Origin of the sequence: Sphaerisporangium sp. NPDC088356 (genome assembly GCF_040685555.1) — a bacterium.
Taxonomy (GTDB): domain Bacteria; phylum Actinomycetota; class Actinomycetes; order Streptosporangiales; family Streptosporangiaceae; genus Sphaerisporangium.
This window is the reverse complement of the sequence record NZ_JBFBIK010000012.1, coordinates 13,246-39,212: the sequence shown is the minus strand read 5'-3', so window position 1 is coordinate 39,212 and position 25,967 is coordinate 13,246. Positions and strand designations below refer to the sequence as shown.

General features: G+C 69.1%; 25 protein-coding genes and 1 riboswitch. Of the genes, 12 read left to right on the top strand and 13 right to left on the bottom strand.

From position 1 onward, the window contains the following. Positions 1 to 52 precede the first annotated feature (52 nt). The 5 genes from pdhA (at position 53) to AB0O34_RS07335 (ending at position 6,761) form a co-directional block, all read left to right on the top strand. A complete protein-coding gene (gene pdhA, locus AB0O34_RS07355; RefSeq protein WP_363913642.1) occupies positions 53 to 1,153 on the top strand; it encodes a pyruvate dehydrogenase (acetyl-transferring) E1 component subunit alpha in 1,101 nt (366 codons plus the stop codon). Then, entirely contained in the window at positions 1,150 to 2,121 is a 972-nt protein-coding gene (locus tag AB0O34_RS07350) for an alpha-ketoacid dehydrogenase subunit beta (RefSeq protein WP_363913640.1), read from the top strand. Before pdhA ends, AB0O34_RS07350 begins: the two co-directional genes overlap by 4 nt. An 8-nt stretch (positions 2,122 to 2,129) precedes the next feature. Then, on the top strand, positions 2,130 to 3,575 hold the full coding sequence (locus tag AB0O34_RS07345) for a dihydrolipoamide acetyltransferase family protein (protein WP_363913638.1): 1,446 nt from the start codon (positions 2,130 to 2,132) through the stop codon (positions 3,573 to 3,575). Positions 3,576 to 3,778: 203 nt separating this feature from the next. Continuing rightward, entirely contained in the window at positions 3,779 to 4,423 is a 645-nt protein-coding gene (locus AB0O34_RS07340; RefSeq protein ID WP_363913636.1) for a hypothetical protein, read from the top strand. 109 nt (positions 4,424 to 4,532) lie between these two features. Continuing rightward, on the top strand, positions 4,533 to 6,761 hold the full coding sequence (locus AB0O34_RS07335; RefSeq protein ID WP_363913634.1) for a peptidase domain-containing ABC transporter: 2,229 nt from the start codon (positions 4,533 to 4,535) through the stop codon (positions 6,759 to 6,761). Between the two features lie 21 nt (positions 6,762 to 6,782). On the opposite strand, the gene AB0O34_RS07330 is transcribed toward AB0O34_RS07335, so the two are convergent. Together AB0O34_RS07330 and AB0O34_RS07325 are read right to left on the bottom strand one after the other, a co-directional pair. Further along, positions 6,783 to 7,256, bottom strand: a complete 474-nt coding sequence (locus AB0O34_RS07330) for an ATP-binding protein (RefSeq protein WP_363913632.1) — start codon at positions 7,254 to 7,256, stop codon at positions 6,783 to 6,785. Positions 7,257 to 7,267: 11 nt separating this feature from the next. Next, a complete protein-coding gene (locus AB0O34_RS07325; protein ID WP_363913631.1) occupies positions 7,268 to 7,549 on the bottom strand; it encodes a hypothetical protein in 282 nt (93 codons plus the stop codon). 230 nt (positions 7,550 to 7,779) lie between these two features. Here AB0O34_RS07325 and AB0O34_RS07320 point away from each other — a divergent pair, with 230 nt between their 5' ends. The 3 genes from AB0O34_RS07320 (at position 7,780) to AB0O34_RS07310 (ending at position 9,375) form a co-directional block, all read left to right on the top strand. Further along, positions 7,780 to 8,637, top strand: coding sequence for a helix-turn-helix transcriptional regulator (locus tag AB0O34_RS07320; RefSeq protein ID WP_363913751.1), 858 nt, complete (start codon positions 7,780 to 7,782; stop codon positions 8,635 to 8,637). Between the two features lie 3 nt (positions 8,638 to 8,640). Then, the gene (locus AB0O34_RS07315; RefSeq protein WP_363913629.1) at positions 8,641 to 8,871 is read left to right on the top strand and encodes a DUF397 domain-containing protein; all 231 of its coding nucleotides are present in this window, start codon (positions 8,641 to 8,643) and stop codon (positions 8,869 to 8,871) included. 210 nt (positions 8,872 to 9,081) lie between these two features. Continuing rightward, the gene (locus AB0O34_RS07310) at positions 9,082 to 9,375 is read left to right on the top strand and encodes a Dabb family protein (protein ID WP_363913627.1); all 294 of its coding nucleotides are present in this window, start codon (positions 9,082 to 9,084) and stop codon (positions 9,373 to 9,375) included. Between the two features lie 9 nt (positions 9,376 to 9,384). Here AB0O34_RS07310 and AB0O34_RS07305 read toward each other — a convergent pair whose 3' ends face one another. From AB0O34_RS07305 to AB0O34_RS07280, 6 genes are all read right to left on the bottom strand, one after another. After that, positions 9,385 to 9,606, bottom strand: a complete 222-nt coding sequence (locus tag AB0O34_RS07305; RefSeq protein WP_363913626.1) for a hypothetical protein — start codon at positions 9,604 to 9,606, stop codon at positions 9,385 to 9,387. Between the two features lie 81 nt (positions 9,607 to 9,687). Beyond that, positions 9,688 to 9,834, bottom strand: coding sequence for a hypothetical protein (locus tag AB0O34_RS07300; RefSeq protein WP_363913624.1), 147 nt, complete (start codon positions 9,832 to 9,834; stop codon positions 9,688 to 9,690). A gap of 142 nt (positions 9,835 to 9,976) precedes the next feature. After that, on the bottom strand, positions 9,977 to 11,800 hold the full coding sequence (locus AB0O34_RS07295) for an acyl-CoA dehydrogenase (RefSeq protein WP_363913622.1): 1,824 nt from the start codon (positions 11,798 to 11,800) through the stop codon (positions 9,977 to 9,979). A 143-nt stretch (positions 11,801 to 11,943) separates the two neighbouring features. Next, positions 11,944 to 13,266 (bottom strand): hypothetical protein, encoded by a 1,323-nt coding sequence (locus AB0O34_RS07290; protein ID WP_363913620.1) that lies wholly within the window; start codon positions 13,264 to 13,266, stop codon positions 11,944 to 11,946. 239 nt (positions 13,267 to 13,505) lie between these two features. Then, on the bottom strand, positions 13,506 to 14,195 hold the full coding sequence (locus tag AB0O34_RS07285; protein WP_363913618.1) for a hypothetical protein: 690 nt from the start codon (positions 14,193 to 14,195) through the stop codon (positions 13,506 to 13,508). Next, entirely contained in the window at positions 14,192 to 14,743 is a 552-nt protein-coding gene (locus AB0O34_RS07280; RefSeq protein WP_363913616.1) for an RNA polymerase sigma factor, read from the bottom strand. The genes AB0O34_RS07285 and AB0O34_RS07280 overlap by 4 nt, the downstream gene beginning before the upstream one ends. Before the next feature lie 194 nt (positions 14,744 to 14,937). Then, a riboswitch (guanidine-III (ykkC-III) riboswitch) is annotated at positions 14,938 to 15,006 on the top strand. Between the two features lie 6 nt (positions 15,007 to 15,012). Here AB0O34_RS07280 and AB0O34_RS07275 point away from each other — a divergent pair. Together AB0O34_RS07275 and AB0O34_RS07270 are read left to right on the top strand one after the other, a co-directional pair. Beyond that, positions 15,013 to 15,264: a hypothetical protein gene (locus AB0O34_RS07275; protein WP_363913614.1), complete on the top strand. Its 252-nt coding sequence runs from the start codon at positions 15,013 to 15,015 to the stop codon at positions 15,262 to 15,264. A gap of 63 nt (positions 15,265 to 15,327) precedes the next feature. Continuing rightward, positions 15,328 to 15,693 carry a VOC family protein gene (locus AB0O34_RS07270; protein ID WP_363913612.1) on the top strand — a complete coding sequence of 122 codons (366 nt, stop codon included), beginning with the start codon at positions 15,328 to 15,330 and terminating at the stop codon, positions 15,691 to 15,693. A gap of 132 nt (positions 15,694 to 15,825) precedes the next feature. On the opposite strand, the gene AB0O34_RS07265 is transcribed toward AB0O34_RS07270, so the two are convergent. After that, a complete protein-coding gene (locus AB0O34_RS07265; RefSeq protein WP_363913608.1) occupies positions 15,826 to 16,278 on the bottom strand; it encodes a hypothetical protein in 453 nt (150 codons plus the stop codon). A 122-nt stretch (positions 16,279 to 16,400) separates the two neighbouring features. Between AB0O34_RS07265 and AB0O34_RS07260 the strand changes: the two genes are divergently transcribed. Further along, the gene (locus tag AB0O34_RS07260) at positions 16,401 to 16,850 is read left to right on the top strand and encodes a GNAT family N-acetyltransferase (RefSeq protein ID WP_363913606.1); all 450 of its coding nucleotides are present in this window, start codon (positions 16,401 to 16,403) and stop codon (positions 16,848 to 16,850) included. 5 nt (positions 16,851 to 16,855) lie between these two features. Here the strand turns inward: AB0O34_RS07260 and AB0O34_RS07255 are convergent, their stop codons facing one another. Beyond that, positions 16,856 to 18,868: a molybdopterin-dependent oxidoreductase gene (locus tag AB0O34_RS07255; protein ID WP_363913604.1), complete on the bottom strand. Its 2,013-nt coding sequence runs from the start codon at positions 18,866 to 18,868 to the stop codon at positions 16,856 to 16,858. A gap of 359 nt (positions 18,869 to 19,227) precedes the next feature. On the opposite strand from AB0O34_RS07255, the gene AB0O34_RS07250 reads away from it, so the two are divergent. Further along, a complete protein-coding gene (locus AB0O34_RS07250) occupies positions 19,228 to 21,765 on the top strand; it encodes a lysylphosphatidylglycerol synthase transmembrane domain-containing protein (protein WP_363913602.1) in 2,538 nt (845 codons plus the stop codon). Between the two features lie 6 nt (positions 21,766 to 21,771). Here the strand turns inward: AB0O34_RS07250 and AB0O34_RS07245 are convergent, their stop codons facing one another. The 3 genes from AB0O34_RS07245 to AB0O34_RS07235 are packed head-to-tail and all read right to left on the bottom strand — an operon-like array spanning position 21,772 to position 25,416. Beyond that, positions 21,772 to 22,968 (bottom strand): M20 family metallopeptidase, encoded by a 1,197-nt coding sequence (locus AB0O34_RS07245; protein WP_363913600.1) that lies wholly within the window; start codon positions 22,966 to 22,968, stop codon positions 21,772 to 21,774. Continuing rightward, positions 22,965 to 24,137: an amidohydrolase family protein gene (locus AB0O34_RS07240; protein WP_363913598.1), complete on the bottom strand. Its 1,173-nt coding sequence runs from the start codon at positions 24,135 to 24,137 to the stop codon at positions 22,965 to 22,967. Before AB0O34_RS07240 ends, AB0O34_RS07245 begins: the two co-directional genes overlap by 4 nt. Next, complete coding sequence (locus tag AB0O34_RS07235) at positions 24,127 to 25,416, bottom strand: glutamine synthetase family protein (RefSeq protein WP_363913596.1); 1,290 nt, start codon at positions 25,414 to 25,416, stop codon at positions 24,127 to 24,129. The genes AB0O34_RS07240 and AB0O34_RS07235 overlap by 11 nt, the downstream gene beginning before the upstream one ends. Positions 25,417 to 25,967: the final 551 nt, after the last annotated feature.

Here is a 25,967-nt window from a genome sequence, read left to right as displayed (position 1 = left end):
CGAACGAGATGGCGATCCCATCAGCACGGCCCCGAACGCACAGGAGCGGCACGTGACATCCGACGCCTCTCGTGGTGCCGAGGCACCTCCGGAGCTCGTACAACTGCTCACCCCCGAGGGTGAGCGTGTGGAGCATCCCGCCTACGACATCGACCTGACCCCGGAAGAGGTGCGCGGTCTCTACCGCGACCTCGTCCTGGTGCGGCGGGTCGACATGGAGGCCGTGGCCCTCCAGAGGCAGGGCGAACTCGGCATCTGGGCATCCCTACTCGGGCAGGAGGCCGCCCAGATCGGGTCAGGGCGCGCCCTGACCGACGCGGACATGGCCTTCCCGACCTACCGCGAGCACGGCGTGGCCTGGTGCCGCGGCGTCGACCCGGTCAACCTGCTAGGGCTCTTCCGCGGCGTGAACCACGGAGGCTGGGAACCCGCGGAGCACAACTTCCACCTCTACACGATCGTCATCGGCAGCCAGACCCTGCACGCCGTGGGCTACGCGATGGGCATCCAGCGCGACGGCGCCGACGCCGCGACGATCGTCTACTTCGGCGACGGGGCCACCTCCCAGGGTGACGTCAACGAGGCCTTCATCTGGGCCTCGGTCTTCAACGCGCCCGTGGTGTTCTTCTGCCAGAACAACCAGTGGGCTATCTCCGAGCCCCTGGAGAAGCAGTCGAGGATCCCCCTCTACCGGCGTGCCAGCGGATTCGGCTTCCCCGGAATCCGCGTGGACGGCAACGACGTCTTCGCCTGCCTGGCCGTGACCCGCCAGGCGCTCAAGAACGCCCGCGAGGGGCAGGGCCCGACGCTGATCGAGGCCTTCACCTACCGCATGGGCGCGCACACCACCTCCGACGACCCGACGCGCTACCGCGTGGCCGGCGAGCTTGAGGCGTGGAAGCTCAAGGACCCGATCGAGCGGGTCAAGGCGTACATGTTCAAGAACCAGATCGCCGACCAGGAGTACTTCGACTCCATCGAGGCCGAGGCCAACGACCTGGGCAGGGACGTGCGCAAACGCTGCCTGGAGATGCCGGATCCCCATCCTCTGGAGATCTTCGACCACGTGTACACCGAGCCCCATGCCCTGCTCGTCGAGGAGCGGGAACAGTACGCCGCCTACCTCTCCACCTTCGAGGGAGGCGACCGATGACCACGCTGACCCTCGCGAAGGCCATCAACGAGGGCCTGCGCACCGCCATGGAGGACGACACGAAGGTCCTCATCATGGGAGAGGACGTCGGCAAGCTCGGCGGGGTCTTCCGCGTCACCGACGGGCTGCAGAAGGACTTCGGCGAGAGCCGCGTCATCGACACCCCGCTCGCCGAGTCCGGCATCATCGGCACCGCCATCGGGCTGGCACTGCGCGGCTACCGCCCGGTCTGCGAGATCCAGTTCGACGGGTTCGTGTTCCCCGCCGCCGATCAGATCATCACCCAGCTCGCCAAGATGCCGCTGCGCTCGCTCGGCAAGCTCAGGCTTCCCGTCGTGGTGCGTATCCCCTTCGGCGGCGGCATCGGAGCGGTCGAGCACCACAGCGAGTCCCCCGAGGCGTACTTCACCCACACCGCCGGCCTGCGCGTGGTCGCCTGCTCGAACCCGGTGGACGGCTTCCACATGATCCAGCAGGCGATCCGCTGCGACGACCCGGTGATCTTCTTCGAGCCCAAGCGGCGCTACTGGGACAAGGCCGACGTCGAGAAGGGCGCCTCACCGATGCCCTTCGACCGGGGCCAGGTCGTGCGCACGGGCACCGACGTGACCGTCCTCGCGTACGGCCCGATGGTGAAGACCTGCCTGGAGGCCGCGACGGCCGTGGCGGACGAGCGTTCGATCGAGGTCATCGACCTGCGCTCGCTCAACCCCCTGGACACCGAGCTGATCTACCAGTCGGTCAGGAAGACCGGCCGGTGCGTGGTCGCCCACGAGGCCCCGGTCTACTCCGGGCTCGGCGCCGAGGTCGTCGCCCGGATCACCGAGGCGTGCTTCTACAACCTGGAGGCGCCGGTGCTCAGGGTCGGCGGCTTCTCCACCCCGTACCCCCCGTCCCGGCTGGAGGACCACTACCTGCCCGATCTGGACAGGGTCCTGGACGCCGTCGACCGTACGTTCGCCTTCTAGGAGGGGCTGTGCTTAGAGAGTTCAAGCTCCCCGACGTCGGTGAAGGGCTGACCGAGGCCGAGATCATCAAGTGGCACGTCTCGGCCGGCGACACAGTGGTGATCAACCAGACGATCGTCGAGATCGAGACCGCCAAGGCCGTCGTCGAGCTGCCCTGCCCGTTCGAGGGCGTGGTCAGCTCGCTCATGGCCGACGAGGGCGAGACGGTCGACGTCGGCAAGCCGATCATCTCCGTGGACACGGGCGAGCACGACGCCCCGGCCGCCATAGGCAGGGGCGCGCCCGCGACCAGGGAGACGGCGCTCGCCGACGACATGGTCCCCTCGCCTCCCCCCGAGAGCACCGAGAGCACCGAGAGCACCGGGACGAAGAAGCCCGAGCGCACCCCGGTGCTCGTGGGCTACGGCGTCAAGCTGAGCGCCACGACCCGCCGACCCCGCAAAACCCCGGCCCCCACCGCCGCATCGTCACCCTCCGGTACGGCCCCGGCCGTGTCGCCCTCCTCCGGCACGGCTCCCGCCGTCGCGCCTGCCCCGCCCGCTGCCGCTCCGGCGCCGTCCGGCCGGGTGTCCGTGCTGGCCAAGCCGCCGGTGCGCAAGCTGGCGAAGGACCTCGGCGTCGACCTCGGCGACCTCACGGGAACCGGGCCGAACGGCTCCATCACCCGCGAGGACGTGCATGCCGCCGCCGAGACGGCGACCGGTGCGGCCGAGCCCGCGATCACGCCGTCGCCGGGGTACGCCGGGCTCGCGGGGGCGGAGCGGGAAGAGCGCATCCCGGTGAAGGGCGTGCGCAGGGCCACGGCGGCCGCCATGGTCGCCTCCGCCTTCACCGCGCCGCACGTGACCGAGTTCCTCCAGGTCGACGTGACCGCGACGATGGAGGCGGTGCGGCGGCTGCGCGAGCTGCCCGACTTCGCCGACGTCAAGGTGTCGCCGCTGCTGCTGGTCGCCAAGGCCCTGCTCACGGCCGCCAGGCGGTACCCGCTGATCAACTCCACGTGGGCCGGCGACGAGATCGTGGTCAAGCGTTACGTGAACCTCGGCATCGCCGCGGCCACGCAGCGCGGCCTCATCGTGCCGAACGTCAAGGACGCGCACGCGATGTCGCTGCCGGACCTCGCCAAGGCGCTGGCCGAGCTGACCGAGAAGGCGCGGTCCGGGCGCTCCCAGCCCGCCGACCTGACAGGCGGCACGATCACGATCACCAACGTGGGCATCTTCGGGATCGACGCGGGCACGCCGATCCTCAACCCGGGCGAGACGGCGATCCTCGCGTTCGGCCAGGTCCGTGACCTTCCGTGGGTCGTGGACGGGCAGATCGTGCCGCGCAAGGTGACCACGCTCGCGCTGTCGTTCGACCACCGGGTCGTGGACGGCGAGATCGGGTCGTACGTGCTGCGCGACGTGGGCGCGATGCTTCAGGACCCGCTGCGCATGCTCGCCTGGAGCTGAGCGACAGGAACGTCGGAGAAGGGCCGGAGAGGGGGACCTCTCCGGCCCTTCGTGATGTCCGGCACAGGTCGTTCGGCGCGTCCACCGGGCACAGGCTTGAGCGGCGGTTGGAGTGGCTCGCAAGTTCGGCGCTTCTAGCGTTTGCGATGTTCACCGAGGCGCCCGGTGAGCACGCCCGCGAAAGCCTGCCCGAGGAGAGGACGATGAGTGACTTCGGTCTCACGCATCCGGACGGCGGGACGGGGGCGCTCACCGCACCCGCCGGCGAGGGCGTTCGCATGGCAGCGGTCGTGACGGACGATGCTGCGAAGAGGAGCACGCCGAACAACAAGATCTACCGCGAGGAGGCGCTCCGCCGGTACAGCGACCCTTCGACGCGGACGAGCAGGCCTCTGGTCATCCGGAGAGTGTGGTTCGTGGCGCTCTGGGCGCTGATCGCGCTCCTTGGCGCCGCGGTGGCGGGGCTGGCGCTGATCCGGGTGCCGGACCTCACGACCGTCCCGGTGACGGTCACGAAGTACTCGGCCGACCCGACGCCGCACCTGCTCGTGACGGCCCAGGTACTGAGCGGCCGGGCTGTGCCGAAGGTGGGCGACGAGGCCACCGTACGGCTGGCGCGCGTGGCGAGGCCGCTGACCTGCCCGGTCGTGAACGCGGGCGGGCTGGTGATCGAGGTCGAGCAGCTCAGGAAGCGCTTCGGCTCCGCGAGCGGGCCCGCCCGCCTTGTCGAGCTGTCCTGCCGGATCGCCGGCGAGGAGCCCCGAGGCGTCGTACGCGGGACCGGCGAGGCCGTGATCGAGACCGGAACCGTAACGGCCGGCTCCCTCCTGTTCGGAGACGGCACGTGACCGGGGTCGGGAGACGAGCAGTGGAAAGGACGCACGTGACCGGCGCGTGTCCGCCGGGTGCGAAGGGACGAGGCGTGAAGAGGCGGCGGACCATGGGCGGGGACGGGTCATGAGGAAGCGTGTGCCGGTCATCCTGCAGAACGCGATCTCCGAATGCGGAGCGGCGAGCCTGGCCATGGTGCTGTCGTTCCACGGGCACCGCCTCTCGCTCCACGAGCTCACCGACCGGCTCCAGGTGGGCAGGGACGGGCTCACCGCGCTCGCCATCGTGGCGGGTGCCCGTGAGTCAGGGCTCAACGCCAAGGCCTTCTCGCTGGAACCCGATGACCTCGACCGCATCCCCATGCCCGCCGTCGTCCACTGGCAGTTCAACCACTTCGTGGTCGTCGAGCACTGGGCACCCGACCGCGTGGACATCGTCGATCCCGCACGCGGGCGGCGCAGGCTCACGGCCGAGGAGTTCAACGAGGGGTTCACCGGCGTACTGCTGGCCTTCGAGCCTGGCCCGACGTTCCGCCGGGGACGTTCCAGCGCGGCGAGCACCTGGCGGCGCGAGTTCCTGAAGACCCTCCTCATGCGCAGACGCGGCCTGCTGGCACAGGTCCTGTTCGCCTCGCTGCTCCTCCAGGTGCTCGGGCTGGCGCTGCCGCTCTTCTCCGAGGTCCTGGTGGACCGGGTGCTGCCCCTTGGCGCAGACACGTTCCTCACCCTGATCGGCGCGGGGCTGCTGCTCGCCACGGCGACGCAGTTCGTGGTCGGCGCGCTGCGGTCGGTCCTGCTGGTGTCGGTCAGGGCGAGTGCCGACGCCGAGCTGACCCGCGGCGTGGTCTCCCATCTGATCGCCCTCCCGTACCGCTACTTCGCGTTACGGGGGACCGGAGACCTGGTCACCAGGGCGAGCAGTGTCGCCGTGCTCAGGGAAATGCTCACCGGCCAGATCCTGTCGGCGCTTCTCGACGGCCCTCTCGCCGTCATCTACCTGATCGTGGTCTTCGCCCGCGATCCGCTGTTCGGGGTGTGCCTCGTCGGTATCGCCCTCCTGCAGATCGTCCTCCTGCTGGCGACCACCCGCCGGGTCAACCACCTCGCCCAGCAGGAGCTGATCGCGTACTCCGCTACGCAGAGCCACCTGATCCAGGCCATCAGCGGCATCGAGACCCTGAAGGCGTCCGGGGCCGAGCGGCAGGCGATGGAACAGTGGTCCAAGAACTTCACCACCCAGCTCAACGCGGACATACGCGGCGGGATCACCCAGGGTCTGTTGGAAGCGGCGCTCGGCGCCATCCGCGTACTCGCCCCGCTCGGCCTGCTGTGGGTCGGAGCCTGGCGGGTCCTCGACGGCGAACTGACCCTGGGCTCGCTGCTCGCACTCAACGCCATCGCCATCGCCGCGCTCACGCCGCTTTCGTCGCTGATGTCCAGCCTGCAGAGCCTCCAGCAGGCCGGCGCCCACTTCGACCGGCTCTCCGACATCCTCACCTCCGACCCGGAACCGTCCGACGGCATCGAGGTCCTGCGCCTGCGCGGCGCCGTCGAGCTGCGGAACGTCGGCTTCCGATACGACCCGAGGTCACCGTGGACGCTCCAGGACATCTCACTGAGGATCCTGCCTGGCCAGAAGGTGGCCCTGGTCGGTCCGTCCGGGTCAGGCAAGAGCACCCTCGCCCGGTTGCTGCTGGCCCTGCACACGCCCACCACGGGCGAGATCCGGTACGACGGGGTGCCGGTGAGCGAGCTGAACCTCCGTACCCTGCGGCGGCAGTTCGGCGTGGTCACCCAGGACCCGTCGCTCTTCACCGGCACCATCAGGGAGAACATCGCACTCAACGACCCTGAGGCCCCCTTCGCCCGCGTGGTCGAGGCGGCGCGGATCGCGCGCCTGGACGACGAGATCAGGCAGATGCCGATGGGGTACGAGACCATGCTCACCGAAGGTGTCGGCCTGTCGGGCGGCCAGAAGCAACGGCTGGCACTCGCTCGCGCCCTGCTCTCCCGGCCCAAGATCCTGCTGCTGGACGAGGCCACCAGCAACCTCGACAGCGAGAGCGAGGCGGCGATCGAGAGCCACCTCGCCCAGCTCACGCAGACCAGGATCGTCATCGCCCACCGGCTGAGCACCATCCGCGACGCCGACCTCATCCTGGTCGTCGACGGTGGTCACGTCGTCGAATGCGGCAGCCACGAGCAGCTCCTCTCCTACCCCGGCCGATATGCCGCCCTGGTCGCCGCCCAGACCGACGGCACCGCGAGGCCCGAGGCGGCCACCATGACCATCCCGATGTACCGGCCGGCCCCGCGCGACCCGAGCGATTCAGGAGCCTGGCCGGGGTCGCGATGAGCGTGATCCGCACGGAGGCCCTCATCCATCCCAGGTGATGAGCAGGGCGCGTACGGTTTTGCCCGAGCCGCATGTAGTGAAGCTGATCTTGGCCAGCGATTCCACGAGAGGCAGTCCGAAGCCACCGGACTCGCCGGGACTCCTCTTCGCGGGCAGCCGGGGGTCGGCGTCCATGACCTCGATCAGCACTTCCCGGGATCCCGGTGCCCCGCCGGGGATGAGCGTGAGCGCCAGTTCGATGGGAGGTGACGCGTACCGGAGGGCGTTGCTCACCAGTTCCGAAACGATCAGCAACGCCGCGTCCTCCGCCTCGCCTCCTACTGTCCAGGATCTGAGCATCTCGGCGGTGAGCTTGCGGGCGGCTCGTACCGGCATCTCGCGGTCGTCCAGCCGCCAGGAGCACCGTCCGGCGATCACCCGACCGGGTGACTTCTCCGGATCGATCGGCGCGGTGTTTCTCGCGCGTGAGCCTGCCGTGTCGATGGCCTCGGACAACGCGTCCGCCCTCAGCCGTGACGCACGGCGAGGACGCCCGTGATCCGGGCGGCCACGCTGTCGAGATCGTGAACCGGTGCGATGCGGTCAGCCCAGCTGAAGCAGAACCACGCCTGCTCCTCGTGGCACTGGACGTTGACCTGGTCCTCCAGCGCCGGCATCTCCGGATTGATCACGTGAAGGCTCGGCCGCCCATCAGGCGGCGTTCGGAGCCGCGCGTACCAGCCCTCCCTGCCCAACCGCATCGCCAGAGCTTCCAGGTAGTTGACTTCCATTCCGTTCGCTAGCCCCATCTGATGCCACTCCCGCTCCAGAGAACGCCGATGCACCGGGACGGCCCCTCGGTGCGCACTTTCTGTGCTCTATTGGCCACTGTCCGTGTGTGTCGACATCAGGATGGAGTGCTCGTTCGGAGGGCGCAACCCATTCAGCAGAAAAATTTCTGCTGACCTGAAACCGTTAACGGTGGGTGCGTCTCTGCGCCAAACTGAGCCGGTGGCATGCTCTGAAAGGTGGGTGTGTGATGGCGAACGCATCTATTCCGACAGTTCGCTCGCGTCGCCTTGGTAGGACATTGCGGCGATTTCGTGAAGAAAGGAGCCTAACGCTCGAAGAGGCTGGCGCCTTGATGGAACGGAGCGTCTCTTCACTTAGCAAGATCGAGAACGGTCGGGTGAGGATACCCAGTCGCGATATCCGCGTAATCTTGGACGTATATGGCGTAGTAGATGAGCGGATCAGGGAAACTCTGGTCGATCTCGCGCGGGACTCGCACAAACGAGGCTGGTGGCGAGGGTACGGCGACGTGCTGTCATGGGCCTACCTCGACTTCATCAGCCTGGAGGCCGATGCTGCGGCGGTACGGAACTTCGAGATCATCCTGATTCCCGGCCTGCTCCAGACGGCTGACTACGCCAGGGCCATCATGGACGCCCTTCCCGCTTCCTGCGGAAGGCAGGACATCGAACAACTCGTCGATGTACGCATCAAGCGCCAGCAGGTCTTGTACGGCGCCAGCCCACTTCACTTGTGGGCGATCGTGGACGAAGCGGCTTTGCATCGCCACTTTGGTGGGCGGGAGACGATGCGCGCTCAACTACACGCGCTGGTGGAAGCGGCCCGTCTGGAGAACGTGACAGTTCAGGTGTTGCCCTTCGGGGGCGGCGCATACTCGGCTGTCGACGGAGCGTTCACGATTTTGGAGTTCTCCGAAATTTCCGATTTGGATGTTGTGTTGGTGGAAAACCTCACAAGTGGGCTCTATATGGAGGAAGACGAAGAGGTACGTCAATATAACGTCGTGTTTGATCATCTTCGTGCGTCCGCGCTCTCAGTGCCCGACTCCCTGGCGCTCATCGAGCAAGTGGTCAACAATCTGTAGGCGATGCACGCGAGGAGGGACATGATGAGTCAACCTGGTCTATCTCACGTTGTCTGGCGCAAGAGCACCCTTAGTGGTACCAACAACAACTGCGTTGAGGTGGCGATCTTGGATGGTGGGGCTGTGGCGGTGCGGAACTCCAAGCGGCCTCAGGCAGGGGTCACCCTGTTCACCCCTGACGAGTGGAAGGCTTTCGTCGGCGGCGTCAAACAGGGGGAGTTCGACCTCGCCTGAGCCTTTCTGAGTTTCACCTGTCGGGGTCACCGGCTGCGCGGGTGGCGCGGGTGCCCAGCGCGCGGAGATACGCCGAAGTTGCCGGCCTGTAATGAGCTGAGGTGGCTTGTTGGAGCGGGCTACAGATCGACGCCGAGCCGTGAACCACCCGGACGACGGGTACGGGGGTGGGGGCGTACGCTGGCGGCTCGGGCGAGTTAAGGAGAGATCATGTTCCGGCACGTTGTGCTGTTCACCTGGGTCGCGGGGGCCACGGAGGAGCAGAAGGCCTCCATGGAGGCCGGCCTCAGGGAGCTACCGGGGGTGATCCCCGAGATCCGCCGCTACGACATCGGCAGCGATGTGGGCATCAACCCCGGCAACTACGAGTTCGCCGTAGTGGCCGATTTCGACTCGGTGGAGGACTACCTCGTCTACCGCGACCACCCGGTGCACCGTGCCCTGATCGCCGACGCCATCAGGCCGATCCTCGCCAACCGGGCCTCGGTGCAGTACGAGATCTGAGCGATCGGCTCAGACGCTTGGAGGGTTCTCGCGGTGCTGGAGCTCGTTGTCGGAGGTCTGGCCACGCCGGGACATCAGGAAGAAGCTGAGCAGCAGTCCCACGGCACCGACGATCATGAAGATCACACCGATGACGTCGATGTGGACGCTGTCGCCGAGCACGTCGGGTGCGATCGCGAACTTCAGAATCGCCCCGATGGTCAGGAAGAAGATGCTGACCCCTACCCCCATGCAGACCTCCGGGCTCGATGTTCAGGTAAAGAGCGGCTCGCGGCAGGGTAATACCCAGCCGCGAGCGCTCACACTACCGATTTATCGGGCCAGCGCGCGGTAGCGGCGTACCGCCAGGGGCAGGAAGACGGCGATCAGTGCGATCGACCAGCCGAACGCGACCGCGACGGAATGCCGGAGCGGCCACGCGGCGTCCGGCCCGGGGGCGCCCGGGTTGCCGAAGAGCACACGGTTCGCCGTGGTCAGGGCGCTGAGCGGGTTCCAGTCGGCGATCGTCCGCCCGTACGCGGCAGGACGCCGTCCGTGAAAGGGGAGGGAGCCGACCGGCCTCCCTCCCCTTTCGTCGAACGTGATCGCTACCCGTGGGGCGTCAGAACGCGTCCTCGGGGAGGTCCATCAGGGTCTGGTCGGTCGTGGTCAGGGTGCGGCGCTCGGCGGCGAGGCGCGGCAGGACGGTCGAGGCGAAGAAGGAGGCCGCGGCCACCTTGCCCGTGTAGAACGCCTTGTCGTGGTCGGACCCGCCGAGGGCCTTGAGCGCCACCTCGGCCTGGCGGAGCAGCAGCCAGCTGATCACGAGGTCGCCGAGGCCGAGCAGGAACCTGGTGGTGTTGAGGCCGACCTTGTAGACCTCCTTCGGGTTCTCCAGGGACCCGATCGCCCATCCGGCCATGGTGTCGGCCATCGCCTTGATCTCGTCGGCGGCCTCGTCGAGCAGCTTGCGCTCCTCCTTGAGCCTGCCGTTGCCGGCCTCGGAGGCGGCGAAGGCCTTGACCTCGGCGAGCAGGGAACCGAGCGCGGCGCCCTGGTTGCGCAGGACCTTGCGGAAGAACAGGTCCTGGCCCTGGATCGCCGTGGTGCCCTCGTAGAGCGAGTCGATCTTGGCGTCCCTGATGTACTGCTCGATCGGATAGTCCTGGAGGTAGCCTGAGCCGCCCAGCGTCTGCAGGGAGCGGGCCAGCATCTCATACGACCGCTCGGAGCCGACGCCCTTGACCAGCGGGAGCAGCAGGTCGTTCATCGCCTCGGCGGCCGTGTCCCTGGCGCCGTCGAACTCGGCGATCTGCACCGTGTCCTGGAAGGTCGCCGTGTAGAGGACCAGCGCGCGCATGCCCTCGGCGTACGACTTCTGGAGCATGAGCTCGCGGCGTACGTCCGGGTGGTGGGTGATGGTCACGCGCGGTGCGGACTTGTCGGCCATCTGGGTCAGGTCGGCGCCCTGCTTGCGCTCCTTGGCGTACGCCAGCGCGTTGAGGTAGCCGGTGGACAGGGTGGCGATCGCCTTGGTGCCGACCATCATGCGGGCGTGCTCGATGATCATGAACATCTGCTTGATGCCCTCGTGTACTCCGCCGATGAGCGTGCCCACGGCGGGGTGCTTCTCGCCGAAGGTCAGCTCGCAGGTCGTGGAGGCCTTGAGGCCCATCTTGTGCTCGACGTTGGTCACGTAGACGCCGTTGCGCTCGCCGGTCTCGCCGGTTTCGAGGTCCACCTGGTACTTCGGCACGAGGAACATCGACAGGCCCTTGGTGCCGGGACCGGCGCCTTCGGGGCGGGCGAGCACCAGGTGGAAGATGTTGCCGGCCATGTCGTGCTCGGCGCTGGTGATGAAGCGCTTGACGCCCTCGATGTGCCAGGTGCCGTCGGGCTGCTCGATCGCCTTCGTGCGGCCGGCGCCCACGTCCGAACCGGCGTCGGGCTCGGTGAGGACCATCGTGGCGCCCCACTGCTGCTCGATGGCGAGCTGGGCGAACCGCTTCTGCTCCTCGGTGCCGATCACATGCAGCACGTGCGAGAAGGCGGGGCCGCTCGAGTACATCCAGATGGCGGGGTTGGAACCAAGGATCATCTCGGCCATCGCCCAGGTCACGCTGCGCGGCAGGCCGGGGCCGCCGAGCTCCTCGGGAAGGTCGAGGTTGGTCCAGCCCGCGTCCCTGAAGGTCTCGAAGGACTTCCTGAACTTGGGCGGCATCGTCACCGTGTTGGTGGCGGGGTCGAAGACCGGCGGGGTGCGGTCGCCCTCTTCGAAGGAGTCGGCGAGCACGCCCGTCGCGAGACGGTTCATCTCGTCAAGGACGCTTCGCACGGTGTCCTCGTCCAACTCGGCGAAACGCCCGGTTCCCAGGATCTCGCGGCGGCCGAACACCTCGAAGAGGTTGAACTCCAGGTCGCGGACGTTGCTCTTGTAATGGCCCATGGCTGCGGGTCTCCTTGAACCAGGCGGGTGGCTTCAGAACCGTACTCGTCAGTAACCTACCTCTTATGCTACCCGCGAGTAACCCCTAACAACCGGGGCGAACGTGGCATTCACCACTAAATAGCCACCGCGTAAGGCCCCGGCTACGCGCCGGATCGGCTCCGGAATCGGCGTACGGCGGCGGCCAGATCCGCCACTCCCAGAGCGCCCGCCAGGCAGGCCACGGGGATCACCGGAAGGACGTACCGGTGGTCGAAGTCGAGCACGGTCACCGGGCCCACGAGCAGGACCATCGCCACACCCCAGGGCAGCAGCGCCGAGCGCGGCCCGACCAGCGCGCCGAGCCCACCCAGCAGCAGGATGGCCGCGATCACCGGGCCGCGCAGGTACGCCGGGTACTGGTAGGCCATGAGGAAGCCCGCGTACGGGTCCACGGACCGCAGCCCCCGCACGCTCGGGTCGTACTCCTCGCGCACCTTCTGGACGAGGGGGTAGTCCGGCAGCCCCCACTGTCCCCGGGCGAAGCCGAACGCGGGCGTCGTCCGCTCGGGGTGCCGTACGGGCGTCCAGGCGAAGGTCAGCGCGGTGTCGCGGGCCACGTCGGCCAGGTAGTCGAGCGGCTGGGCCAGGATGGCGCGCAGCGCGAAGGAGCGGGCCAGGTCGTTGTTGCGGTCACGGCCGCCGGGCAGCCGGTTGAGGGAGGCGTCCGCGTCCCAGACGTACTCCGACGCCGCGTCCTGGTGCGCCCCGTTCGGGCAGAGGCCGGCCTCAGCGCGCGGCGGCCTGATCACGGCGCAGTCGGCGAACGTCATGGTCCGCGCCCACAGCACGACCCCTTCCCCGCCGGTCAGCGCGAACTTCCCGTTGACCTGGGCATTCCAGCCGGCGTACGCGACGAGCGGCAGGGCCGCCGCGACGGCGACGGCCGCCAGCCGGCGCGGGCCCACGCGCTGTACGGCCAGGTGGAGCAGCGCGAGCACGAGCAACGGAAGCGCGATCGTACGGGTGAGCGTGGCGAGCGCGAGCAGGGCTCCGGCGGCGGCGCAGGCCGCGACCGAGGGGCGGGGCGACCACAGCAGGACCGTCAGCGCGGCCACGATGAGGAAGATGAACATGGTGTCGGACAGGACGCCGGTCTCCAGTCGCAGGAACGACGCGTCGAACAGGAACGGCACCGCCGCCAGCGACGCGCCCCACGCGGATAGCGACCGGCGGCGGAGCACCGCGTAGATCATCACCCCGACGGCCAGGCCCATGGCGTGCTGAACCCCCACCACCACGGCGACGCTGTGGAACGGCCGCAGCAGCCACAGCAGCAAGGGATATCCGCTCGGATGGAAATCGAGGGACGGCCGCAAGTGCGACGCCACATCGAGATAGGTGAACGAGTCGTACCAGTAGAGCTGCGCCGGCCGGTACCCCAGCATCGTGACCACCCGCAGCCCCGCCGCAAGGGCCACGACCACCGCGAACACCCGATGAGCGCCGAACGCTCCTCGTATCCGCGCTGGCTGGGCAGTGCGCGACAAGGGGACACGAGTAAGCACGGCGAATCCAATCGTTAATGAGCGATATCACTAAGAGTGCTGAAACAGGGACCATCTGTGATCAAATGCGGGCAGCGTTGAGCGCGGTAAGGGGTCAGGCGAGAGCCTTCACACGCCAAGAGGCCAGCGTGAGCCGAATCGGTCGTGAGCTGAGCGGGTTACCGCACGCCCTTCTCCCCGGAGCGGAGTTTCACCAGCGTGCAGGGGGCTATCTCACTCCCCGCAGTGGCCAGCCAGCTTCCGAGGGACCAGCGGAAATTGGAACCGTTGCCCCCCAGCCTGAACTCCATCACCAAGGTCTCCCCGGGCCGGATGAAGCGCGGGGAGATCTTGAACGCGCTCATGGAGATCGGTTGGGTGGCGTCGCGGGACCGCCAGTGCTCCGGTCGCTCGAACTCGACGCGTTCCCTTCTGGTCGTCATGCGGGGATCGGGTGAGCCGTACGCGTAGTCCACGCTGGTGAAACGGCCCGGTGCGCACTGTTCGTCCGGTGGGGAGTACGTGACGTCGGCGGGGATTCCCTGGGCGATCAGCTCGGCCTGCAACCCTTCAGGATGCTGCAGTTCGTGGATCGTCACCGTCACCGTACCGTCGGGATTCCTCGCGACCGCGTAGGCGGCCGACCCGCCACCCCACACCATAGGGACCGCGACGGTGAGCACCGCCACGGCGGCCACAGCCAGGTACCGGCGAAGGGAAACGGCGGCGAACGGGGTCACCGGCACGGCGACGGGCTCGTCCGCCGTGGCGACGGTGATCTCCTGAAACAGGTCGCGTGCGCCCGGAGTCATGCCGGGACCGGGATCCGGGGCGATCGTGGCGACCAGGCGATCCATGTCGGTGTTCACGGTTGCCCCTTCAGCAGTGCGACGGCGCGCGGGCCGTAGCGGGCGAGGTCGAGGTCGGCGGTGTGCAGTTCCCTGGCGAGGCGTTTCCGGGCGCGGTGCAGGCGCAGGCGGACGGCTCCGCGTGAGCAGCCCAGAACGGTCGCGATCTGCGCCGTGTCCAGGCCCTCCCAGCTCACCAGGGACAGCAACTCCCGGTCGTCGGCGCTGAGCCGCTGGAACGCCTCCCGGATCGCACCGGTGTCCTGGCGCGGGGTGGACTCGTCCCAGGCCGCCAGCTCGGCGCGGAGCCGCACGGCGAGGGCGGTCCGCCGCGAGTCGCCGCGGCGCTGGTTGGCGAGGACGTTCCGTGCCACGCCGTACAGCCAGAGCCGGGCCTGCTCCCCCTCTGGGATGTCGCCGACGCGGCGCCAGGCCGTCGTGAAGGTCTCGGAGATCGCGTCCGCCGCGTCGTCGGGCGAGTCCGTGCGCCGCCGGAGGTAGGCGAGGAGGTCCGCGTAGTGGGCCATGTAGATCTCCTCGAAGCGCTGCCGGGGGTCTGGAGGTCCCACGCGCCGTCCTTCCCATGGGGAGCGTTCCTTGAAGCCTTCAAAGGAGGGCCGTTCGTCTCCACACATGTCCGGATATCCAGAAGTGTTTCAGGGCTCGTACAAGAAAGCCGGCCACTGGCGTACGGGCTCAACGGAGATGGTGAGATGACTCACCAAGCGCGAATGGGAGAAGTGAGATTTGCTAGCTTCGGTGGCAGAGGCCCCGTACGGGGATCTCCCGGACGAGTAGTGCGTCGTACCCGGCCCAGCGAAGACGACGCGCGCACACCATGACTCAGATCATTCAGATCGCCGGCGCGATCACCATCCTGTCCGCCTTCCTGCTCGCGCAGTTGAAGGTCCTGAACTCCGAATCCAAGCTCTACCTAGCGCTGAACCTCGCCGGTTCCGCCGTGCTGACCTGGGTGGCGCTGGACGACCGTAACTGGGGCTTCCTGCTCCTCGAAGGCGTATGGGCCATCGTGTCGGCGGTGAGCCTGGCGCGTGTGCTGACCGGGGGAGACCCGACCGCCGAACACTAGGAAACCGGCTTGACGGTTTTGCCGGTGTTGCGGTTGGCTTTGCGGATGATTGGCATTCACACTGTGACCGTTGACTGCGCCCAGCCGTACGAGCTCGCGGAGTGGTGGCACCAGGCCACCGGGTGGCCCTTCCACGAGGCGACCGAGAAGGATGACGACGAGGTCATGCTCATGGCCCCGAGCGAGCCCAACCTGCTGTTCATCCGGGTGCCAGAGGGCAGGCAGGCCAAGAACCGCGTCCACTTCGACGTGACGGCACAGGCGGGCGGCACCCGCGACCAGGAGGTCGAGCGGCTCGTCGGCCTCGGTGCCAAGCAGTACGAGGACCACCGCAACCCCGACGGCTCGGGCTGGGTCACCCTGCTCGACCCCGAGGGCAACGAGTTCTGCGTGTGCCGCGGCCAGGCCGAGCGCGACGCCGCGAGCTGACTCACCTGGGAAAGCCGCGAGCCTGCGAAGCCGCGAGCCGACTCGGCTGGGAAAGGCGGCGCCTCCCGGGGAACGTCTACCCGGGAGGCGGAGTGTCGGGGGGTTACCGGGCCGACCAGGCCCTGAGAGGCGTCACTTGGCCGACTGGGCCCTTCCCCTGAGGGACAGGGTGACGATGGCCGCGATCAGATAGACCAGCGCGCCGCCCCACAGCGCGTCCCAGGCGGCGCCGAAGACGCCTTCCTGGTCGAAGACGAGCTGGACGGGATACATCACGACGGCGGCGAGGATGCCCGGGTAGAGGGCGAACCTCCACGGGTGGCGAAGCGACCAGAGCCTGGCCTGCCGGGTGACGCGGTCTCCCACGTTGGGCTTACTGACCGCGCCGATGGCGGCCACCAGGCTGAAGATGCTGATGCCGAGGCAGAGCGCCCAGGTCAGATCGGCGGGGCCCGGGAAGACCACTCCCATGACATAGCTGATCGCCGCGCTCGCCCCACCGGTGATCGCCGCGGCCTTCCAGGGCGCGCCCCGCAGGGCCGCGCCGGCGAGCGACATCTCGTCGCGTCGAGTCAGTTCGTTCATGACCACCACATTGCCCTGTGTCACAGGGTTGGCACATCGGGGAACAACCCTGGTTGTTCCCCGGGTTGCCGCCTCCGGGATCGGCCGGCCTCCCCGTGCCGAGCCATCGATACCCTTTGAGAATGTCTGTGATCTTTCGTGCCGCTCGCCGGGAAGACGTACCCCTGATCGTGGCCATGCTCGCCGACGACCCGATCGCCGCGGCCAGGGAGGGCGACCCGTCGGACGAGGTCTACCTGTCGGCCTTCGAGGCCATCGACGCCGATCCCCGGCAGGAGCTGGTCGTGGCCGAGGCGGACGGCGAGGTCGTCGGCACGATGCAGCTCACGTTCATCCCCGGGCTCTCCCGCAGGGGCGGCGAGCGCGCCCTGATCGAGGCCGTACGGGTGGGCGCGTCCATGCGGGGGCAGGGGCTGGGCCGCGCGATGATGCTGTGGGCGGTCGACCGGGCCCGCGAGCGGGGCTGCCGCATGGTGCAGCTCACCAGCGACAAGGCCCGCGCCGACGCCCACCGCTTTTACACCTCTCTGGGCTTCGTCGACTCCCACGTGGGCTTCAAGCTGAGCCTCTGACAGGCTCACACCAGGGGCGCTATCTCCACGAGGTTGTCGTGGTAGACCGGGCCCCTGCCCATGTCGGCGTCACGCTCGTCGACCAGCGCGTTGGCGTTGGCCCCGCCGCTGAACTTCGGCCAGTTGCCCTTGGTGGTCGCGACGACCCCGGGGGCGACCCGGTCGCTGACCTCCAGGTCGGCGATCATCTCCCCGTTGTCGTTGAACACGCGGACGCGCTGCCCGTCGCTCAGTCCCCGGCCGGTGGCGTCCTTCTCGTTCACGAGGATCTTCGGCCCTCCCGCGCGGCGCGCCAGCTCGGGGTTGTTCCCGAACACCGTGTTGAGGAACGTGTGGGCCGCCGGAGTGATCAGGGTCAGGTTGTACGGCCCGTCCACGCGCGCCGAGAAGGGCGGGACGTACCCCTGGCCCTCGGGGACGAACTCCAGCTTGCCGGAGGCCGTGGGGAACCCCTCGGTGAAGGGCACGAAGGGGGTCGCATAGTTCAGCCGGGCCCAGCCCTCCTCACGCAGGCGCTCCACCGTGATGCCGTCCAGCGCCTGGTGCCCCCCGGACAGGAGCTGCTCGGCGATCTCCAGGTCGGAGTCGTAGAGAGCGGGCTCCGTCAGCCCCAGGCGGCGGGCGACCCGGCGGAAGGTCTCGGTCGTGGACAGGCACTCGCCCGCGGGCGGCACCGCGGGCTCGTTCCAGACCAGGTACATGTGGCCGTATCCGTGGTGCAGGTCGGTGTGCTCGAACTGCATGGTGGCTGGCAGCACGATGTCGGCGTAGTCGACCGTGTCGGTGGGGAACTGCTCCATCACGACCGTGAACAGGTCGTCCCTGAGGAGTCCCCTGCGGATGCGGTTCTGGTCGGACGTGCTGCCCATGGGGTTGGCGGCGTAGACCCACAGGCACTTGACGGGGTTCTCGGTGTTCTCCAGGCCATCGGCGAGCCTGGTCATCGTCAGCGTACGGACCGGCTTGTCCAGCAGGTCGGGCCGGGTGTCCGGCTCGATGGGGACCAGGCCGCTGGTGGAGTACGCGACGCCACCTCCGGGGTGCTTCCAGTCGCCGGTCACACCGGGGATGCAGGCGATGGTGCGCATGACCGTGCCGCCGCCCTGGTGGCGCTGGATGCCCATCGTGGCCCTGATCCCGGTCGGACGTGTGTGCGCCAGCCGTACGCCGAGGGCACGGATGTCCTTCTCGGGGATCCCGGTGATCTCCGCCGCCACGCTCGGCGGATATTTCCGGATTTCTCGCTCGAAGTCCTCCCAGCCCGTGGTGTGGTTCTCCAGGTAGTCCCGGTCCTCGGCGCCCTCGTCGAGCACCACGTGCATCAGCGCGAGCGCGAGCGCGGCATCGGTGCCCGGCCGGATCGGCAGATGCTCGTCCGCCTGGTCGGCGGTGCGGGTCCTGATGGGGTCGATGGCGACGACGTGCGCCCCACCGGCACGCGCCTCCTGGATGAACTTCCACAGGTGGTGACCGCTGGTCAGCGTGTTCGTCCCCCAGAGCAGGATCAGCTTCGACAGGGCGAACGTCTCTGGGTCCATGCCGCCCGGCGTGCCGTTGGTGTGGCTCAGCCCGATGTTGCCGGCCCGGGCGCAGATGTTCAGGTCGTGCTTCGACGCGCCCAGCGCGTTCCACAGCCGACGCCCGGCGTACCCCGACTCGCCCTGGATATAGCCGAGAGTCCCGGTGCCCTGGTACGGCCAGATGGCCTCGCCGCCGAACTCGTCGATGATCCCGGTCAGCCGGCGCGCGATCTCGTCCAGGGCCTCGTCCCAGGAGATGCGCTCGAAACGCCCCGAGCCCTTCGGCCCGACCCGGCGCATCGGGTGCAGGATCCGATCGGCCGCCTTGGTGTGCTCCAGGTAACGGTTGACCTTCACGCACAGGGCGCCACGGGTATAGGGATGGTCGCGGTTGCCCCGGAGGCCCACGGCTTCGCCGTCCTCGACCTTCACCACCCACGAGCAGGTGTCCGGGCAGTCCAGCGGGCAGGCGCCCAGAACATTCAGCGCACGGGTCATACGCCAACGCTACCTGGGCGCTTCGTGACCGTGCCATGGCACCCGGGTGGCTTCCTGCGGTGACGACCCATCTGCCACCTGGGGAGACTCACCAGGTCATACTTACTGACGATGCGTGACCACGGTCCGCACCGGCACCATGGATCAGGTCGCGCCCATCTGATCCCTCTGTGGCGAGCGCGCCGTAGAGTGTCAGCGAATGGCCGGGGTGCACCAGTTCGCCGGCGACTTTCGGGGCCCGCGCCGGGGGAAGGCGAGTGCCGCGACAGGTCGCCCGCGCGCGGTCGGCTCCGCGCCATCCCAGATGAACAGAGGCTAGGTAAAGATCATATGACCCGAGACGTGTGCAGACGCCGGCGGTGACCGACATAAGGGAGCGCGACGAGGCAGAGGAGGCCGCGGGGGGAGATATCTCCGTAGCCGGACCTCCCATGGCCTCTGAGAGCCCGGAAACCAGGTCGGTTCCCGCCTCGGTCGCCCCACCCTCCGCTGACGGCGACTCCCCGGTCCCCACGCCCGCCGCCTCCACGGGCCCCTCCGAACCCGTCATGGTCGTCGAGCCGCTGCTGCCCCAGCGCATCCGCCGGCCCTCGGACGCGCTGCGCTTCCTCGCCAGCCTGCTCGCCCTCACCGCGGTCGTCCTGCTGGCCCTCGTCGCCAAGCAGACGCTGAACGGCCTTGAGGCCGACGTCACCGACGGCACCAGCCGGGCGCCCGACCTGCTGATCGGAGTGGCGAGCTTCCTCGCGGGCACGGCCGTGCTCGCCGTCCCGGCCGCGTTCGCCGTCGAGCGGGTGTTCCACCGCGACGGGCTGCGCGTCGCGGAAGGCCTCATCGCCGCGATCATCGGGATGCTCGTCTCGTTCGCGCTCGGCGAGTGGCTCGCCGTGGCGGGGCCCGGCGACCTGCGCCAGCTGCTCACCGGGGGACGCCAGGTCGAGCCGCTCAACACCCTGCTCACCTCGGTCGTCGCCTACGTCACCGCCGTCCGCATCTCCCGCCGCCCCACCTGGCGCACCCTGATGTGGATGGCGATCGCCCTCGACGTCTTCGCCCTGTTCACCGGGGCCGAGGCCACCGCGCTCGGCGTCTTCGTCACCTACCTCGTGGGCCTGGCCGTCGGGTACGCCACCCTGTACGTCGTCGGCAGCCCCAACACCCGGCCGCCCGGCAGCACCATCGTCGCCGCGCTCCGCCGCCTGGGGTTCGTACCAGCGAAGGCCAGGCGCATCTCCGACGACGCCCAGGGCAGCCGCCGCTACGCCGTGACGATGTCCGACGAGCGCCGTTACGACGTCACCGTGCTCGACAGGGACCGGCAGGTCGCCGGGGTCCTCTACCGCCTCTGGCGGCGCATCCGCCTCAACTCCGAGACCCGCCGGCGGGCCATCCGCTCGCTGCGGGCCGAGCTGGAGCGTGAGGCCCTGATGGCGTACGCCGCCCAGGCCGCGGGGGTGAACACCCCCCGCCTGGTGGGCACCAGCGAGATCGGCACGGACGCCGCGCTGCTGGCGTACGAGCACCTGGACACCCGGGCGATCGAGGACGTCCCCGACGAGGAGCTGAACGACGAGCTGCTCATCAAGATCTGGAAGCAGGTCGAGCTGCTCCAGGCACAGCGCCTCGCCCACCGCCACCTCACCGGGGACAGCATCCACATCGGCACCGGCGGAGACGTGGTCCTGATGGACGCCCGCAGCGGTGACATCGCGGCCGGCGACCTGCTCCTGCGCCTGGACGTCGCCCAGCTGCTCACCTACATCGCGCTGCGGGTCGGCCCTGAGCGCTCGGTCCTGTGCGCGTCCAAGGTGATCCCCAAGCAGGCCCTCGCCGGCGCGCTGCCGCTCCTGCAGCGCATCGCCCTCACCAGAGGCACCCGCGCCGAGGTCAGCAGGGACAAGGATCTGCTCCCCGCGCTCCGTGAGAACATCCTCGCCCTCACCCCGCAGGTGGAGGTCGAGGAGATACGGCTGGAGCGGTTCCAGCCCCGCACGCTCGTCACGATCATCGCCAGCGCGCTCGCCGCGTACTTCCTGCTCTCGCAGCTCAGCAGGGTCAACCTGGTCGAGGTCGTCACGTCGGCGAAGTGGGGCTGGGGCGGCATCGCCCTCGTCGCGGCCGGGCTGAGCTACGTCGCCGCCGCGCTCATGCTCCGGGGCTTCGTCCCGGAGAAACTGCCCCTGGGACGCACGGTGCTGGCGCAGTTCGCGGGCTCGTTCGTCAAGCTGGTGGCGCCGGCGGCGGTCAGCGGCGTGGCCATCAACTCCCGCTACCTGCAAAAGCGCGGCATCTCACCCGGGCTCGCCGTGGCGAGCGTGGGGGCCTCGCAGCTCGTCGGGCTGAGCTCACACATCCTGCTGCTGCTGCTCTTCGGGTACGCCACAGGCACCAAGGCGGCTCCGTCGGTCAGCCCGTCCCGCGGCCTGGTCATCGGCCTGCTCTCGGGCGCGGTCCTCGTCCTGGTCGTGCTCGCCGTGCCACAGCTCCGGCGCCTGATCACCGCCCGCATCCGCCCGCTGTTCTCCGGGGTGATACCGAGGCTGCTCGACGTTCTGCAGTCGCCCCGCAAGATCCTCGAAGGCTTCAGCGGCACCCTTCTGCTGACGCTGGCCTTCGTGGTCTGCCTGGACGCCTGCGTGCGGGCCTTCGGCGGCTCGCTGAGCTTCGCCGTCGTGGCCGTGGTGTTCCTGGCGGGCAACGCCATCGGCTCCGCCGCGCCCACCCCTGGCGGGCTGGGCGCGGTCGAGGCCTCTCTCTCGCTCGGCCTGACGCTCTCGGGGCTCCCGGGCACGGTCGCCACCTCGGCCGTGCTGCTGTTCCGGCTGCTCACCTTCTGGCTGCCGGTGCTTCCCGGCTGGGCGTCGTTCGCCTGGCTCCAGCGACGCAACGCCCTCTAGCGTCTGTCAGCCCGACTGCGCGGCCGCCAGGTAACCGGCGAGCATGGCCATCGAGACGTCGCGTACCGCCTCGTCGGTGGGCAGGAAGCCGCTGCCATGCAGCTGTGCGCCGGGCCCGCCGTCCACGCCGACGAACATCATCAACCCGGGAAGGGCGGCGGCGAGGTAGGAGAAGTCGTCCGCGCCGAAGGACATCAGCGGCCGGGAGACGGTGAGGCCGAGCTCCGACAGCAGCGCCCCCGCCCGGGTGGCGAGCGCCGGGTCGTTGTCCAGGACCGGCTCGCCGCAGGTGATCTTCACGGTCGCATGGCAGTCGTGGGCTCTGGCCACCAGCTCGGCGACCTCGACGAGACGGCTGTGGACCTGTTCGCGGATCTCCTCCCGCATGGTCCTGACGGTGCCGCTCGCGCTCGCCTCGTCGGGGATGACGTTGGCGGCGCTTCCGGCCGCGAGCGTGGACACGCCAAGGACGGCCGAGCTGGTCGGGTCGACGTCCCGGCTGACCACTCGTTGCAGCGCCACCACCACGTGGGCGAGCGCGAGCACGGGATCGCTGGTCAGGTGGGGATAGGCGGCATGCCCGCCACGGCCGCGCACGAGGATGTGGAACTCGTCGGCGGCGGCGTTGACCGTGCCTGGGGTGGCCGCCACCTGGCCTCGGGCCAGGGTCGGCTGTACATGTGCGCCAATGATCGAAGTGACCTGGTGGCTCCTCAGCAGGGGGGACTCGGCGATGTCCCGCGCGCCAGACGGATAGGTCTCCTCGCGTGGCTGCAGCATCGCCACCAGCGGGGCCGCTCCAGGGGTGCTGTCGACCGCCCGGCAGAGCGCCACCAGGGCGGCGAGGTGGACGTCGTGCCCGCAGGCGTGCATCCTGCCGGTGCGGGTGGACGCCCAGGACGCGCCGGTCTGCTCGGTGACCGCGAGCGCGTCGAGCTCGCCTCGCACGCCGACGGCCGGTCCGGGGCCGCCCACCCGCACCAGCGCGCCGGTGCCGGCGACGGCGTCGACCATGCCTCCGGGCAGTTCGGCGAGGACAAGGTCACGGGTCGGGCCTTCCAGCCCGGCCAGATCGGGTACGGCGTGCAGCCGGTGCCGCAGTGCGACGGCGGCCGGGATCTCGCGTTCGAGCGCCTGGCGTAGGCGGGCGAACAGCGTCGCGCTGTCCGTGCCTGGGACGGAGCCGGAGAGAGGTTTGATCACGTCGATCGGCCCACGCCATAGACGCGCGTCGCGTTGTCCACACCGATCATGGTGGCCACCCGGACGGCCTCGGCCTCGGTCCAGTCGCCGGCGTCCACCCAGCCGCGCAGCACCCTGCCGAGCCCGCGCCGGAAAAGGTGCGCGCCCAGCATGTGCAGCTCGGACGGCCCCCACGCGTCCGAAGAGAACAGGATCTTCGCGAACGGCGCGAGTTCCAGCGACTCGGCGATGAGCGCGTCGGAGCGGCTGCCGGTGTAGTTCACCCCGAGCCCCACATCGAAGTAGACGTGGGGGAACACCTGTGCCAGGTACCCGGCATTGCGGTGGTAGGGGTAGCAGTGCAACAGCAGGATGTCGACGCCGTGCGGCTCGACCAGTTTCAGCCAGCGGGTGAGCAGCAGCGGGTCGCAGTGATGCAGTTCCACATCCGGGTCGCCGTAGCCGGCGTGCAGTTGCAGCGGCAGCCCGAGTTCGATGCCGGCCCACAGCCCGAAGCGCAGCAGCACGGGATCGTCCACCCGCAGTCCGCCACCCGCCTCGGCCCGGCCGAGCCACCGGCCGGCCGCGTCGGCGACCTCGCGGTCGGTGGGCGGGGCGGGGTCGAACGCGAAGCCGTGCCGGTAGGCCACGATGCTCTTGAGCCCGACCGCCTCGGCGCAGCGTGCCGTCAGAGCCGCGCGGAACCGGCTGGGGAAGTCGCTCGCCGGCCCGCGGGCTTCGGCGACCTCTTCCATCACCCTCTCGATTCGGACGACCTCGTGGGCCGGCCGGCCGGACACCTCGGCCATCTGCCCAGGGTCGAGGACGTCATCGCCCCGGTACCCGGTCTCGACTATCCACCGGCCGCTCCCGGAGGCCGTGAGCAGCCGCCGGTTCACCTCGGCCGGGCCGAGATCGGCCCGGCGGGCCAGGTAGGCGGCGGGGGAGGCGTGCGGCGGCAGGTCGAGCACCGGTGCGCACCACCGGCGGATCGCGAAGCCGATCTGTGAGTCGAACTGCGACATGAACGGCGGGATGGGGCGGTCGGACTCGGTCACCATCATCTCGAACTCGGCCCGGTCGAGTTCCCCCGTGTACGCCCCGTGCACGTGGTGATCGACCAGGGGCAGGCCGGCGATGACGGACTCCAGCTCGCCGCCGCTCATGGCCTCGGTGGGCTCAGTAGACACGTGCCACCTTCCTGCACAGCTCGATCTCGGGCAGCCCGGAGACGGCGGCCAGCTCGGCCCGCCGTACGGCCAGGAATGTGCTGAGCAGCTCGTCGGGGAACCAGCCGCGCGCGACCTCGTCGGACTCCAGCGCGTCGAGCGCCTCGGCTAGGCCCGTAGGCAGCGACGGTTCGGCGGCCAGGTCGGCCTCCGTGGCCGTCTCCGGCCAGACCCGAGCGGGCTCCCCGTCGGCCAGTCCGGCGAGGCCCGCTCTGATCAGGACTCCGAGCACCAGCCAGGGGTTCGCGGTCGCGTCCGCCGCCCGGTACTCCAGGTGGAGCTGACGGCTCGGGTCGGCGTCGCCGATCTGTACCGTCGGGGCGATGCGCAGCAGCGCCTCGCGGTTGCGGTCCGCGAGGAACGCCCCGCCCGCGCTCCACCGGTGTGGCGTGAGACGCAGGTAGGACGACGGGTTGGGCGCGGTGACCGCCACCACCGCCGGCGCGTGGCGCAGGATGCCGCCGGCGAACCTGGCGGCCAGGGAGGACAGGCGGCCGGGGGCGTCCGCGTCGAACATCACCGGCCGGCCATCGGCGTCGCTGAGCGAGAAGTGCACGTGCACCCCGTTGCCCACATCGGCCGGGTCGGCGATGGGGACGAAGGTCACGGGAAGTCCCCGGCGCCGGGCGAGGTCGCGTACGAGCTCGCGCATCAGGATGGCGCGGTCGGCGGACACCATGCCGGGGGCGGGCCGCAGTGTGATCTCGAACTGGCCGGAGCCGTACTCGGGCAGCCAGCTCTCCGGTTCCAGCCCCGCCGCCTCCAGAGCGGAGACGAGCTCGGTGCCGAACGGCTCGGCGGCGCGCAGGCGCTGGAAAGAGAACGGCGGGTGGTCCGCCTGGCCGCCGAGCATGAACTCGTGCTCGAAGGAGGCGTGCACGCGGAGCCCGGTGGCGGCGAAGAGGTCGTCCAGGGCGCGGGTGAGGAAGTTTCTCGGGCAGCCGGCCCAGGGGCGGCCGTCCAGATCGGTCTGGTCGGCCAGGTAGACGCGGGTGCCGGGAATCTCCCCGTCGTCGGAGATGTCGAGCGCGGCATCGGGGTCCGGCAGCAGGCGCAGGTCACCCACGGACCCGAAGAGGTTGTCGGGGGTGAGGGCGCCGAAGCAGCTCAGCGCGAGGTTGGCGGGTACCCAGCCGACTCCCGTCCGCAGCGTCTGTTCGAGCCTGCTCGCCGGAACGGCCCGGCCGCGCACCTGGGCGGCCAGATCGCAGGTCGCCACGAACACGGTCTTGTTCGTCATCGGCCATCTTCTCCCACAACGGTTCTCCTTCACGTGGGCCGACCCGGCACTTGATGAAACATATGGTTCATATGCCTCGCCAAACGGATGGGGTGAAACTTATCATGCGTTTTACCTCACCGGCCCTGAGGCTTTGCACTGCAGGTCAGGGGTGCTTACGGGCCGGATCGGTGGTGGGCCGCGCCCGGCGACGGTCTCCGCCACCGGGCTGGGGATGGACGTCCGTGATCCAGACTCGGTGGCCGCAGCCGTCCTGGCGGACCCGGCCTCCTCATTCATCACAGGGAGTGTTCTCGAGGTGGACGGCGGCTTCCTGGCCGGTGCCGCCCTCCCGCCGAGCTGACCCGCATCACCCGAGATCACAGCCATGGTCCTGATCGCAGACAAGCAACAAACTTTTAACAGGCCTAGCATTCACCGCAATATGCAACGTACATTTCAGTCGTTACAGTGACGGACCGTTGCATAACCAGACGGTTGTTGTCGCTCCCGCATGCCCCGAACCATCCGTCGTTGTGCCAAATCGCCAGCCCCACCGACGCAGAGAGGCT